Origin of the sequence: Pantoea nemavictus (assembly GCF_037479095.1) — a bacterium.
GTDB classification, from domain to species: Bacteria; Pseudomonadota; Gammaproteobacteria; order Enterobacterales; family Enterobacteriaceae; genus Pantoea; species Pantoea nemavictus.
Genome location: NZ_JBBGZW010000001.1, coordinates 3,511,676 through 3,524,792 on the forward strand (window position 1 = coordinate 3,511,676; position 13,117 = coordinate 3,524,792).

General features: G+C 55.3%; 14 protein-coding genes. 8 read left to right on the plus strand and 6 right to left on the minus strand.

The genetic code is table 11. The annotated features are described in order from the left end of the window. The first annotated feature begins 5 nt into the window (after positions 1-5). The 7 genes from WH298_RS16110 to rlmF all read left to right on the plus strand — a co-directional run bounded on the left by WH298_RS16110 (position 6) and on the right by rlmF (position 5,416). Positions 6-911 (plus strand): LysR family transcriptional regulator, encoded by a 906-nt coding sequence (locus WH298_RS16110; protein WP_180823319.1) that lies wholly within the window; start codon positions 6-8, stop codon positions 909-911. Positions 912-1,021: 110 nt separating this feature from the next. Further along, positions 1,022-2,902 carry an FUSC family protein gene (locus WH298_RS16115; RefSeq protein ID WP_180823320.1) on the plus strand — a complete coding sequence of 627 codons (1,881 nt, stop codon included), beginning with the start codon at positions 1,022-1,024 and terminating at the stop codon, positions 2,900-2,902. After that, complete coding sequence (locus tag WH298_RS16120) at positions 2,892-3,086, plus strand: DUF1656 domain-containing protein (RefSeq protein WP_180823321.1); 195 nt, start codon at positions 2,892-2,894, stop codon at positions 3,084-3,086. The genes WH298_RS16115 and WH298_RS16120 overlap by 11 nt, the downstream gene beginning before the upstream one ends. A 37-nt stretch (positions 3,087-3,123) precedes the next feature. After that, positions 3,124-3,999, plus strand: a complete 876-nt coding sequence (locus WH298_RS16125) for an efflux RND transporter periplasmic adaptor subunit (protein WP_180823322.1) — start codon at positions 3,124-3,126, stop codon at positions 3,997-3,999. Between the two features lie 16 nt (positions 4,000-4,015). Further along, on the plus strand, positions 4,016-4,228 hold the full coding sequence (locus WH298_RS16130) for a hypothetical protein (protein WP_180823323.1): 213 nt from the start codon (positions 4,016-4,018) through the stop codon (positions 4,226-4,228). Continuing rightward, positions 4,177-4,410: a hypothetical protein gene (locus WH298_RS16135; RefSeq protein ID WP_180823324.1), complete on the plus strand. Its 234-nt coding sequence runs from the start codon at positions 4,177-4,179 to the stop codon at positions 4,408-4,410. The genes WH298_RS16130 and WH298_RS16135 overlap by 52 nt, the downstream gene beginning before the upstream one ends. Before the next feature lie 79 nt (positions 4,411-4,489). Then, entirely contained in the window at positions 4,490-5,416 is a 927-nt protein-coding gene (gene rlmF, locus WH298_RS16140) for a 23S rRNA (adenine(1618)-N(6))-methyltransferase RlmF (RefSeq protein ID WP_049850976.1), read from the plus strand. A 2-nt stretch (positions 5,417-5,418) separates the two neighbouring features. On the opposite strand, the gene ybiO is transcribed toward rlmF, so the two are convergent. The 6 genes from ybiO to rhtA all read right to left on the minus strand — a co-directional run bounded on the left by ybiO (position 5,419) and on the right by rhtA (position 12,093). Then, positions 5,419-7,695, minus strand: coding sequence for a mechanosensitive channel protein (gene ybiO, locus WH298_RS16145; protein ID WP_180823325.1), 2,277 nt, complete (start codon positions 7,693-7,695; stop codon positions 5,419-5,421). A 156-nt stretch (positions 7,696-7,851) separates the two neighbouring features. Beyond that, positions 7,852-8,574 carry a glutamine ABC transporter ATP-binding protein GlnQ gene (glnQ, locus tag WH298_RS16150; protein ID WP_007887746.1) on the minus strand — a complete coding sequence of 241 codons (723 nt, stop codon included), beginning with the start codon at positions 8,572-8,574 and terminating at the stop codon, positions 7,852-7,854. Then, on the minus strand, positions 8,571-9,230 hold the full coding sequence (gene glnP / locus WH298_RS16155) for a glutamine ABC transporter permease GlnP (RefSeq protein WP_007887744.1): 660 nt from the start codon (positions 9,228-9,230) through the stop codon (positions 8,571-8,573). The genes glnQ and glnP overlap by 4 nt, the downstream gene beginning before the upstream one ends. An 85-nt stretch (positions 9,231-9,315) precedes the next feature. Continuing rightward, a complete protein-coding gene (glnH, locus tag WH298_RS16160; RefSeq protein WP_007887743.1) occupies positions 9,316-10,062 on the minus strand; it encodes a glutamine ABC transporter substrate-binding protein GlnH in 747 nt (248 codons plus the stop codon). Between the two features lie 322 nt (positions 10,063-10,384). Beyond that, positions 10,385-10,888, minus strand: coding sequence for a DNA starvation/stationary phase protection protein Dps (gene dps / locus WH298_RS16165; protein ID WP_036620516.1), 504 nt, complete (start codon positions 10,886-10,888; stop codon positions 10,385-10,387). A 296-nt stretch (positions 10,889-11,184) separates the two neighbouring features. Further along, positions 11,185-12,093, minus strand: coding sequence for a threonine/homoserine exporter RhtA (gene rhtA / locus WH298_RS16170; RefSeq protein ID WP_007887741.1), 909 nt, complete (start codon positions 12,091-12,093; stop codon positions 11,185-11,187). Positions 12,094-12,471: 378 nt separating this feature from the next. Between rhtA and ompX the strand changes: the two genes are divergently transcribed. Beyond that, positions 12,472-12,981: an outer membrane protein OmpX gene (gene ompX / locus WH298_RS16175; protein ID WP_007887740.1), complete on the plus strand. Its 510-nt coding sequence runs from the start codon at positions 12,472-12,474 to the stop codon at positions 12,979-12,981. Positions 12,982-13,117 lie beyond the last annotated feature (136 nt).

Sequence of the window (13,117 nt, forward strand, 5' to 3'; positions counted from 1 at the left end):
TGGCAATGAAACATCCCGATTTAAACTTGTTAATTGCGCTGGATATTTTGCTGGAAGAGGGCAGTGTAGCGGCGGCTGCCCGGCGCATGAACCTCAGCGCACCGGCGATGAGCCGCACGCTCGGGCGGATTCGCGACACCCTGGGCGATCCGGTTTTTGTCCAGGCGGGACGCAAGCTGGTGCCCACGCCACGCGCGCTGGCGCTGCGTGAGCAGGTGCGTGCAGCGGTTGAACAGGCCACGCAGGTGCTCACGCAGGGCGAAAATGTGCCGCTGGTGGGGCTGGATCGCCGCTTCAATGTGCGCGCCAATGATACTTTCACCGGCTTCTATTCCGGGCGTTTGCTGGAAGTCATGGCGCAGGAGATGCCTCGCGCGCTGCTGCACTTTGCGCCGGAAGAGGATGATGTGGACGTGGAGCTACTGCGCAGCGGCCGCGTCGATCTGTTTATCAGCGCGGCGCGCCAGCTTGGTCCTGAAATTCGCGTGCAGCCGCTGTTTACCACCCGGTTTGTTGGGCTGGCGCGCCACGACCATCCGATTTTTGCTGGGGATATCTCCCCCGAACAGCTGACGCGCTGGGGACATATCAGCATTTCACGTCGCGGCAAAGCCACGGGACCGATTGATAGCGCACTGGAGCAGCAGGGATTGCAGCGTCAGATATCGCTGATTGTGGCCACACCCTATAGCGCGATCTTCGCCCTGCAGGATTCTAACCTGTTATTACCACTGCCGGAGCATCTGGCGCGCAGCGCGGTGAGTGCCGGCATGCGCGTGCGCACCTTTGAGCTGCCGGTGCCGCTCGAGACAGTGCTGTTAACGCAGGCCTGGCATCCGCGCTTCCAGCAGGATGCGGCACATCGCTGGTTGCGTCAGACCATCCGCCAGTTATGCAGCAACGACGGCTGAATATTGCTTAATCCGTGCGTTTGACGCACTCATCAATTTAACAATCGTCACTTTTACGCATGGATTCCTTTCCCTACAGTGAGCCCAACTTTCACGGTTGAGGATTCTCCATGCAGTCCCGCACTCTCTCATTTGCCCACCGGTTCGTGTCGCAGTGCGATTTAACCACGCCGCGCGCGACCTATATTCTGCGTTCGTTAATCGCCGCCAACCTGGCGCTGGTGGTGGCTTACGCGCTGGAACTGGACATGCCCTATTCGGCGGCGACCACCGTGTTGCTGGTGCTCAATCCGGTGCAGGGCGCGGTGCTGGGCAAAGGTAAATGGCGCCTGATCGGCACGCTGGTTGGCATGGTGGTGGCGCTGGCATTGATGGCCGCGTTTGCCCAGCTTCCGTGGCTATTTATGCTGGCAGAGAGCCTGTGGCTCGGCGTGTGCGTAATGGCGATGAGCGTGCTGCGCCACTTTCGCGCCTCGGGCGCGGCGGTGGCGGGTTACACCATTGGCCTGGCAACCCTTGGGGCGATGCAGCATCCCGATCTGGCTTTTGCACACGCGGTGGGCCGCGCCTCGACGGTGGCGATTGGGGTGGTGTCACTTGGGCTGGTGACGGCACTGTTTAGTCGCCGCACCTTAAGCAGCAAACTGGACGCGCTGCTGCTGCGTTTAACGCAGCAAACCGCCACGCTACTGGCTATGCAAGGCCCGCCGGCGGCCCAGCATCGACTGATGAGCGAAATCTACAGCGTTGACGATTTGCTGGCAGCAGCCCGCCAGGAGTCCGTCACGCTTGCGCAGCATAGCCGCTCCATCCAGCAAGCCATGGATGCGCTGGGTGAGATGGTGGCGAGCGGCGTCAGTCAGCCAGCGGCGATCTGGCAACGTGTCGCCGATGCGCTGGCGCAGGGCCGGGCGGGATTGCCTACGGCGCGGCATCTACTGCTAGACGCGCGTGCTGATGAAACGCAGCCTCAGACGCACATTGACGCCATGCAACGCGTAGTCCAGGTGCTTAGCTATCTGCCCTACACCTCTTCATCACCGCGCCTGGTCGCGCCGAGTTTTCATCGTGACTGGAGCGGTGCACGGCGCAATGGATTACGTGCCACCTTAACGCTACTGGCGGCATCGCTGCTGTGGTTGGGCAGCGGCTGGCCTGCGGGCGATATTATGCTGCTGATCATTGCGCCTTATTGCGCCTTGCTCTCCGCATCTCCTCAGCCTGCCGCCGGTGCACAACAGTTTTTGCGTGGCACGCTGTATGCGCTGCCGATGGCGCTGATCTGCGCCTTTCTGGTGCTGCCGTTGATTAATGGTCTACCGCTGTTGCTGCTGGTGCTGAGCCTGTTTTGGTTGCCGGGTATTTATGCCACCAGCTATCCGCAACATATTCTGAGCGGGTTGGCGTATCTGGTGGGGTTTAACACCTTAACGGCGGCCAGTAACCCCATGGTGTATGACGTTACGCAGTTTCTTAACTGGTCGCTGGCGTGGCTGACCGGCACGGCGTTAACGCTGCTGGCGTTTAAGTTGATGCCACGTAACCCGGCGCGTCATGTGCAGAGACTGCGGGCGCGGATTCGGCTCAACAGTCTGGCGTTGCTGGCGGGAAAAGCGGCGAAACCGCTGCGCTGGCAGCAACAGCAGCAGCATCGGCTGGCGCAACTGGGGGCGCTGCTGCGCACCCAACCGCAAGCACAGGATCTTGCGCTGCTGCAGGGCTTAGCCAGCCTGCAGCTGGGGCGTGAAGTGCTGCGTTTACGCGCGCTGGCAATCGATTCGCCGTGGCGATCGCAAATTGTCACGGCACAACAGCGTATTGCACGTCGCGCGGGTAACCCGCTCCAGGCGGCGAAGCACGCTCAACGCACGGCACGTTTGCTGCGCGGTGATGCGACTTTAGCGGCCGGTTTTAGCGCCCTCGCGCAGCTATTGCAGCAGCATGCTGACTACTTCTCGCCGCAGCAGGGAGGGGATGCGCATGTTAAGTGAAGTGTCGATTGCCGGCATCTATCTGCCGCCTTTCTTTATCTATCTCTGTGCCACTTTCCCGCTATTCCTTGCTGCACGTGCGCTGCTGGTGCGCTGTGGTGTGCTGCATTGGGTCTGGCATCCGGCGCTGTTCGAATTTGCTTTGTCTTTTCTCTTACTGGCGGTGTTAATTCTCTATGTCTGATTCAGTTTTCTCATGGAAGTCGTCCCTCAGGATGGTCATGACGCTGCTGGTGGTGGCCGTCGCAATCTGGCTGGCAATCGCTCTGTGGCGGGCCTACGTGCTGGCGCCCTGGACACGCGATGGTCGCGTCAGTGCGCAGGTGATTCGCATTGCCCCGGAGGTTTCCGGCACGGTGCAGACGGTGCCGGTGGCGGATAACCAGTTTGTGGCGCGCGGTACCACGCTGTTTGTGATTGATCCACTGCGCTTCCAGCTTGCGGTGGCACAGGCTGAAGCTCAGCTGCGGGAGGCCAACGCCACGCTGCAGCAAAAGCGCGATGAGGCGCAGCGGCGGCGGCAAATGGCGGCGCTGATGGCCGCTGAGGAGGTACAACGTGCGCGCGAGGCATTGCTGGTGGCGGAGGCGCAACAGCAGCAGGCGATCGCAGCGCTGGCTCTCTCGCAGCTCAATCTACAACGTGCCACGGTGCGCGCACCGGTGGATGGCTATGTAACCCATCTGCGCTTACAGGCGGGAGATTATGCGGTGGCAGGCACACCGGATGTGGCGCTGGTGGATGCGCACAGCTTCTGGGTTACCGGCTACTTCGAAGAAACCAAACTACACGCCATGCATATTGGCGATCGCGTTGATATTCATCTGATGGGCGACAGCCAAACGCTTAGCGGCCGCGTTGCCAGCTTTGGCCATGGCATCAGCGACACCAATCAGCAGGTGGATGAACAGGGTTTGCCCGGCGTAGAAGCCACCTTTAGCTGGATTCGCCTGGCGCAGCGCATTCCGGTGCGCATCGAACTCGAGGCGCTACCGCAGGATAAATTACTCACGGCTGGCATGAGCTGCAGCATTGCGGTGGCGGGTAACACGCGCGCCCGCGGACGTCTGACAGCGTTGCTGGCGCGCTGGCTTTAATCAATCAGGAGGTTGTATGTCGTTAAATCCCCAGGATTTTACCGTTTATGATATTCAGGCTTTTCCGCTGGTGTGCCTTAACCAGCAGGCCGTGCTGCCGGGTTACGCCAGCCAATGGGAAGCGGAGATGCTGGCGCTGCTACAGCAAGGGCGCCGTTTGTGGTGGTCTATGATCACATGCGCGTTGAAGAGACCGAGGCCGATCGGCGGCAACGCGGTGACTGGCTGATTCGCCATCGCCAACTGCTGAGTCAACGCTGCAAAGGAATGCTGAGTATTGAGAGTGAGGCGTCGCGCTGTGCGGAACTGCGTAAGATGCGCAAAATGTTCGGCATTCCGCATCAGGTGGTGAGTTCACGCACTTATGCCCTGGCGCAGATGCAGCAATGGCTGGCTCGCGCACAGAAATAATGGCAAAAAACGGCGGCTGATAATTTCTTTTACGCGCGCAGCGGGGTATCTTACGCCCGCGCTATTTTCCGGAGAAACTATGAACAAGCCAGCCGCCACGTCACCTTTCCATCCGCGTAACCGCCACCAGGGCCGTTATGATTTTGCTGCTCTGACCGCAGCCCATCCGCCGCTGGCGGTGAAAGTGCGTCCCAACGGCTACGGTGAGTTGTCGGTGGATTTCGCCGATCCTGAAGCGGTTATGCTGCTGAATCAGGCCCTGTTGAAACTGTTCTACAACCTTAACTGGCAGCTGCCGGCAGGCTACCTGACGCCGCCGGTTCCGGGCCGTGCTGATTACGTGCACGCGCTGGCCGATCTGCTGGCGAGCGACAACGGAGGCGTGATCCCGCGCGATTTAGATGTGATGGATATCGGCTGCGGCGCGAACTGCATCTATCCGCTGATTGGCAACGCCGAATATGGCTGGCGCTTCACCGGCACCGATATCACCGCCGAAGCGATTACTGCCGCAGGGCAGATTGTAGCGAGCAATCCGGGCTTGCAGCGCGGCGTGCGTTTGCGCCGTCAAAAGGATGCCGCTGCCATTTTCGCCGGCGTGGTGCACAAGAACGAACGCTATCATGCGGTGTTGTGTAACCCGCCGTTCCACTCCTCCGCGCAAGAAGCGGCCACTGTTGGCCAGCGCAAAACGCGTAATCTGGGCTTAGGCAAAAACGCACCGCTCAATTTTGGTGGTCATCACAGCGAACTGTGGTGCGATGGCGGCGAGCGCAAGTTCGTCGGTCAGATGATTGATGAAAGCGTGGCGCACTCAGACAACATTGTGTGGTTCACCTCGCTGGTGTCACGCAAAGAGAACTTGCCGGCGCTGCGTGACCAGTTGCGCGATCTGGACGCTTATGAAGTGCGCATCATCGAAATGGCGCAGGGGCAGAAGCAGAGCCGCTTTATCGCCTGGACGTTCCAGCCGCCAGCGACACGCGCTAAGCGGCTGAAACGCTGAGTTTATTGCGCTGGCGGTAGCGCCGGTAAACTGGCAGCGGACGTGATATCGCTGCCGGTTTGCATCACTTCCACCGTTTGGTGCGGTGCTTTAATGCCAGCCGCATCAAAATGCTTCTTCACCTTGTCGTCCAGCGCAAAGCGCACCGTCCACTGTTTCAGCGGCTGGGTGGTGAAGGAGACGCGCACGGTAAAGGATTGATTGGTTAAGCCCACCAGTCCTGCAAAGCTCGGCTCGCCAATCACCATGCCGCGAATGTCCGGATTCTCCAGCAGTTCCTGCACCGCACCTTGCAGCGTCGCGTTAACGCGTTCGGTGTCTTCACTGCGATCCACATCATAGTTGGCGACGAACGAGCCGATACCGCGCACAAAGTTGGCGAAAGTGGTGATCGATGACCACGGAATAATGTGATAGGCGCCGGTATCCTGGCGTACGCCCACCGAGCGAATGGACATGCGCTCCACTGTGCCAGTGATCGGGCCAATCGTTACCAGATCGCCGGTGTTCATGCCGTTCTCAAACTGGATAAAGATGCCAGTAATGATATCTTTCACCAGCGTTTGTGAGCCGAATGACACTGCCAGGCCGAGTGCACCGGCACCGGCCAGCAGCGGCGCAATGTTGACCCCGACTTCCGACAGCAAAATCATAATGGTGATGGTGCTAATCACCACCGCCAGCGCATTACGGAACAGCGTCAGCAGCGTGCGGGTGCGTGCGCTGGGCATCGGACGACCGTGCGAATCTGACGCCAGACGGCTTTCGATCAAACTGGCCAGCAGCGTCCAGCCTACCGCCGATAGCAGCACAATCATCACGATGCGAATCAGCACATCCACCATTTTCTGTCCGGCACCGAGGGTCAGCCAATGCCAAAGATCAAACAGATTCCATGCGTTGAGCAGTAACAGCAGCGTGGCGAATACCGTGACTACGCGCGCCAGTTTTAGCAGCGCTTTTATCCAATCATTGACGCGCTTTTGCAGCTCGGGATAGTTGCGGCGCATATCCGGTGAGAGCGTAACGGTCTTGCCGATCCAGCGCGTGAGCATGCCGGAAATCAGCGCGGCGATGACGACGATGGCCAGGCTGCGCACCGTGGCGGACATCATAAACTTCAGGCTGTCGCCGGGATTGAAGATCGAGAACAGGAACAGCGCGATAAAGTAGGCGCTGGCCAGCCAGTGCCACACCATACCGAAGGCGCGGATGAACAGCGCAAAGAAACTCATGCTGCGATCGGCGAGGCGCGACAGTTCGTGATGGATGTTGTTTTTGTTGCGGAAAATCAGCCACAGTGCCCACCCGGTCATGATCCCCATGATCAGCATATTAACCAGCGCAGCCACCTGAATATTGACCTGATTAGAAACAATGGGCACCACCACTAATAAGCCGTAGCCAATAATGCCGCTCAGCCAGCTTAAACGTGTGTTCCAGTAGCTGGCGCGCGCATCCGGTAAGTGGAAGAAGCGCAGCGCGGGGAAACGCGGGCAGAATATCAGGCGCAGTACCGCTTTAAAGAATTCAATGAGCGCAAAGGCGTTGAGGAATAGCCCTTGCTGATAGGCGATGGTGCGGTTGCCGTTGTGATAGTTGTCGCTGATGATCTGGCCGACAAACAGCGTCAGCGCCAGCAGCAAAATATCAAGAATAAACGCCATGAAGATAGTGGCGGGCAGATGCAGCCACTTGGTGCGCTCAAGGTTTTGCTGGCGTCCCCAGCGCCCCATGCGCCGCCACACCGGCCACATCATGCGGCGCGTCAGCCAGTAAAAGGCAAACACCGCGGCGGCGAGGCCGGCAAAGTATTTCAGCGCATTGAGAAAGGTTTGCTGGTTGAAGGCTTTGTGCGGCGCGTTGGTGATGTTGTCATGTAACTTCACAAACTGTGAGGCCACCGCGCCGCCATATTGACGCGTGACGTTGGTGACGCTCTCCAGCACCGTAGGATCTTCCTGATCCGCCTGCGGTGGGGCGAGCACCGGCTGTTCGCTGGTGGATTTACTGTTAGCGGCCTGGCGTAACTGATCGATCAATTCCTGACGTGAAGCGTTGTTATCCAGAATATTGGCCAGCGCGGCGTAGGCGGCTTTTTTCTCTTCTACGCTGGGTTCACCTTCCGCGCTGCTGCTGCTGGCTGGCGTTTGTGACTGCTGTGCTGCCACGGCGGCCTGAGGCAGATTAACCGCCTGCGCCGAAGGCATGAGAAACAGGGTGAGCAAACTGAAGAGTAACCACAGGGTGGCACGACCGGGTGGGCTGGCAGACAACATCGCTTTCTCCTTGAACGGCACAAGAGGGAAGTATAGTCAGTGATGGAAGGTACAGATTCTGAAAGGAAAATTGATTTGTGTGTGGGGTGGTGAGGAAGAAGGTCGTCATCAATGACGACCTTACAGAATCGGTCGCCAACCATGGCGACCTGGCTATCAGGATACGTGCTGCAGGAACTCGCGCAGACGATCGCTCGGCGGGTTGGTGATCAGCTCGTCTGGATTGCCATCTTCGGCAATGGTGCCTTTGTCGATGAAGATCAGACGTGAAGCGACTTTTTGTGCAAAGCCCACTTCGTGCGTCACGATGACCATGGTCATACCTTCCTCAGCCAGATCCTGCATCACTTTCAGTACTTCGTGACGCAGTTCGGGATCCAGCGCTGAGGTCGGTTCATCAAACAGCATCATTTTCGGCTTCACCGCCAGCGCACGCGCAATGGCCACACGCTGCTGCTGACCACCGGAAAGCTCAGACGGGAAGTGGTGCGCACGCTCGGCGAGGCCCACTTTGCCCAGCAGCTCACGCGCCAGCTTGTGCGCTTCCTCTTTCTTCGCACCGCGCACGCGAATCGGGCCAAAGGCCACGTTATCCAGCGCGCTCATCTGTGGGAACAGATGGAACTGCTGGAACACCATGCCCGCTTCCTGACGAATTAAGCGCTCATCAACTTTTGGGTCATTAACCTTCATGCCATCGACAATCAGGTCGCCGGTGGTGATCTCTTCCAGCTTGTTGATGCAGCGCAGCAGCGTGGATTTACCAGAACCCGATGGCCCGATAATCACCACCACTTCGCCTTGATTGATCTTCAGGTTGATGTCGTGCAGCACCTGAGTCTGGCCGAAATTCTTCGAGACGTTGTTAAATTCAATCACAGAATTTTCATCCTTTTCTCAATACGGCGCAGCACAAAGCTCAACACCAGCGTAATAACCAAATAGATAATGGCAACGGCGCTCCAGATTTCGAGCGCGCGGAAGTTACCGGCGATGATCTCCTGGCCCTGACGCGTCAGTTCGGCCACGCCAATCACGATAAACAGCGAAGTATCTTTAATGCTGACAATCCACTGGTTACCCAGCGGTGGCAGCATACGGCGCAGTGCCAGCGGCATAATCACGTAACGCAGGGTTTCGCGGCGCGACAAACCCAGCGCCAGACCCGCTTCACGGAAGCCTTTATTAATCGACAGCACCGCACCGCGAGTGATCTCTGCAATATAGGCGCCGGAGTTGATCATAATGGTGACCACCGCCGCGCTGAATGGATCGATACGCAGGTCGGGGAACGCCATCGGCAAGGCGAAGTAGATAAACATCACCTGGACTACGATTGGCGTGCCGCGAATCAGTTCGATGAATACCAGTGCGATGTTATTGGTGATCCAGCCGCCGTAAGCGCGCGCAAAACCGGCGACTAAACCGATAATTAAACCGCCGACCAGGCCGAGGACCGAGATCAGCAGGGTCATTTTGGCACCTTCGATTAAAATCGGCAGGGCAGGCCAAATGACGCTCCAGTCAAACTCCATGGTGTGACTCCAAAATCTGTTGCGTGGAAATGTAAAAAGCAGGGAGTTTTATGCTCCCCGCTGGAAAAATCGGCTTAGGCCGCAATTATTTTGGTTCAGTACCGAACCATTTTTTATAGATGGTGTTGTAAGTGCCGTTGTCGCGCAGGGTTTTCAGTGCGCCGTTCACTTTTTCACGCAGGTCATCGCTGCCTTTCGGGAAGGCGATGCCATATTGTTGTGCTTCAATGGATTCGCCAACCGCTTTGAAGCGGCCTTTACCGGCGGTATTGATGAAGTACAGGATGTTTGGCGTATCGTGCAGCACGGCGTCAGCACGTTGGGTGCCTAACTCCATGTAAGCGTTGTCGATATTCGGGAACTGACGCAGATCTTTCGATTTGATGTGCGCTTTCGCGTAATCAACCGAACCGGTGCCGCTTTTCACTGCCACAACTTTACCGTTCAGATCGTCGATGCCTTTAATGTCTTTTTCATTTTCGCGCACCATTACCAGCAAACCGCTTTTGTAGTAGCCGTCTGAGAACTCGATGGCTTTCTTACGCTCTTCGGTGATGGTGATGCCGGCCAGCGCCAGGTCAATATTTTTGGTTTGCAACGCAGGGATGATGCCGCTGAAATCCATCGGCTTGAAGGTGTAATCCAGTTTCAATTCTTTAGCGACCGCGTCCCACAAATCGATATCAAAACCGACGTATTTATCGCCTTGTTTGAACTCGAAGGGAACGAATGCGGTGTCGGTGGCGACAATCAGTTTTTTGTCTGCTGCGGTGGAAGAAAGGGAGAAGGCCAGCGCCAGCGCGGCCACGGAGACTTTAATCAATGACTTCATCATTTTTTTCCTTATTACCCTTCAGGCCTGGTGGCCCGATGTACGGCTTATCATATGAAAAAATTATGCCAACTTTTCATTTTTCACGAAATCAGTCGTTTTAAGCACTTGCTGACACGATTTTGCGCTGCAGAAAAGGGTTGCACCTTATTGGTGCCTTATTTTGGTGCAAGGTGCTGTTGTGGTGCAGGCACAGTGTGCACCATGGGCGGGGCGAGCGAAAGAAGGGTTTAAGGAATTGTTAACGACGTCAAAAAAAGCACCACAATGTTACAGACGTAAAAAAAGGCGGGATAACCCGCCGTTATTGTGAGATTGAAATTTATTCAATATTTGATTCGATGAACCACAGGAATTTATCCAAATCACGCGATGCCGCGGTGAAGATATCAGCGGTATCTTCATCGCTGACTTCAGTGATCGCTTTACGCGTGTCATTCGCTACAATCGCATAACGATCGGCCAGCGCTTTCAGATGATCCTGCACGCTATGAATATTTAGCGGATAGCTTTTCAGTGGTGTTTTGTCGTTGACGATCTGGGTGGTGCCCAGCGCCACGCCGCCCAGCTGAACCACGCGTTCAGCGATAGTGTCCTGGTGATCGGTAATCGCCGTACGGAAGCCATCAAGCATCTCATGTACGCCAATAAAGTTAGCGCCGCGCATATTCCAGTGCGCTTGCTTGGTGATCAGCGACAGGTCAATAAACTCCACTACCAGACGGTTGAGCACCTCGATGGTCGCTTTTTTATCGCTGTCAGCGACGTCATTACGGGTGTAAATCAGATCAGACGATTTAGTTTTAACCAGTTTTGCGGTACTCATCATTAATGTCCTCTTATTGATGGTTGTCCTAATCAAGCACGGAAATAAGTATAGCAGCAGTTTTAGACTCTGCAGAGTTGATTAAAACGATGACAGGAATAGATAAACCTTAATGTTGCTCATGGATTGTGCGTTTTTTATTTTACGTTATATAAAACAATGATTTAATTACGATGTTAATTATTTATTAATCCTGTTGCAAAATAATAACAGAAAATTCTTATTATCGGCCAAAAAATGATAATGAGAATGCGTCTATATTTAACCTGCCTGAAGCAGGCTAAATAAAGGGTTATTTATTGCGGATTATTAATATCCACTTCGCTTATTTTCGCGCTTTTTTGTTTCATGGTCAGCGTTGAACCCGCCGAGGCGATAATGATCGCCAGCAACGCAATCCACTGCTGGAGCGTTAACAACTCGCCAAGGAACAGCATGCCCGACAGCGCAGCCATCGCCGGTTCCAGACTCATCAAGGTTCCGAAAATACGCGCTGGTAGACGCGTCAGCGCCATCATTTCAAGAGAATAAGGAATCGCGCTCGAGAGCAGGGCGATCAGCAGTGCCAAAGGCAGTACTTCCCAGTGCCAGATCCCCGGAGCGGCAAAGGTCAGGCCGAGGGGAACGAAAATCACTGATGCAATCAGCGATCCCATCGCGACCGTTGCCGGACCATGTTCGGCACCCGCGCGCTGACCCGCAAGAATATAGACCGCCCAACAAGCGCCGGCTCCTACCGCCAGCAAGGCGCCGAGCGGATCGATGTGGCTCATTCCTGCGCCGATTGGCAGCAGAAACCATAAACCGACCACCGCCAGCAGCACCCAAATGAAATCAAGCGGCCGACGCGCACCGATTAATGCCAGTGTTAATGGGCCAAGAAATTCTAAACCCACCGCGACGCCAAGCGGCACGGTGCGAATCGCCAAATAGAAGAGATAGTTCATGCAGCCGAGCGCTAAGCCATACATCAGCAGCGGCTTGCGTTGCGCACGCGTGAAGCGTAAACGCCACGGCTTAAAGATAATGCAGAGAATAACGGTGCCAAGTCCCAGGCGCAGTGCGGTGATGCCCGGCGCGCCGACGGTAGAAAAGAGGGATTTCGCTAATGAAGCGCCGCCCTGCAGTGAAAGCATTGCAATAAGAAGTACGGCGATAGGGAACAACACTGGGGCCATATTTTTGGTCGTTGGAGGCGCAGACATCCTGTAATCCATTCCTTTAGGTTTTAACAGCGAAGTAACAAGTACCCAGTGTAAAGGAATCTTCAGCAAATAAGGAGATACGAAGCGGGGAAATAAAAAGCGTTAATAGTTCAGAATTTGCCCGTTTTCAGGGCCATTTCCGTAAAGAAACGTCAGGTTTTTTTAGGAATATACTTAAACGCATTTTTTGTGATCGGAAATTTTGTTGCAGAAAAATGATGGTTTTTATAAGTAAAATGAATGACATAGGAAACTTCATTAACTTTCTGTTACACCAAACAATCTGTTAGACAACAAATTGCGGGCAGAGTTTCTTGCTGTTTTTTGTTATATTTATAGCGTTGTCAGGAGAGAAGTATATTCACATTTGAGGTGGTTATGAAAAAAATTGCATGTCTTTCAGCATTGGCTTGTGTACTTGCAGTTTCTGCAGGTTCTGCCATGGCACAAAGCACCGTTACCGGTGGTTACGCTCAGAGCGATTATCAAGGCGTTGCTAACAAAGCAAACGGCTTCAACCTGAAATATCGTTACGAAGACGGTACTAACCCACTGGGTTGGATCGGCTCTTTCACTTACACCGAGAAAGATCGTACTGACGCTGGCGTTTATAACAAAGGCCAATACTACGGCGTGACCGGTGGTCCAGCTTACCGTCTGAACGACTGGGCAAGCATCTACGGTGTTGTAGGTGTTGGCTACGGTAAATTCCAGTCTACCGCTCCAGAGCGCCAGAAAGCTGATACCAGCGACTACGGTTTCTCTTACGGTGCAGGTATGCAGTTTAACCCAATCGAAAACGTTGCACTGGACGTGGGTTACGAGCAGAGCCGCATCCGCAACGTCGACGTTGGCACCTGGATTGCTGGCGTAGGTTACAGCTTCTAAGTTCTTGCTTAGACCAGTTGCACAATAAACGGTCCTTCGGGGCCGTTTTTTTTTGCGCGCCACTCTATCATCAATCCCTGTGTGGCGGTTAAAACACAAAGCCCGCTACATGAGCGGGCTTTGTTAAATTCTGGAG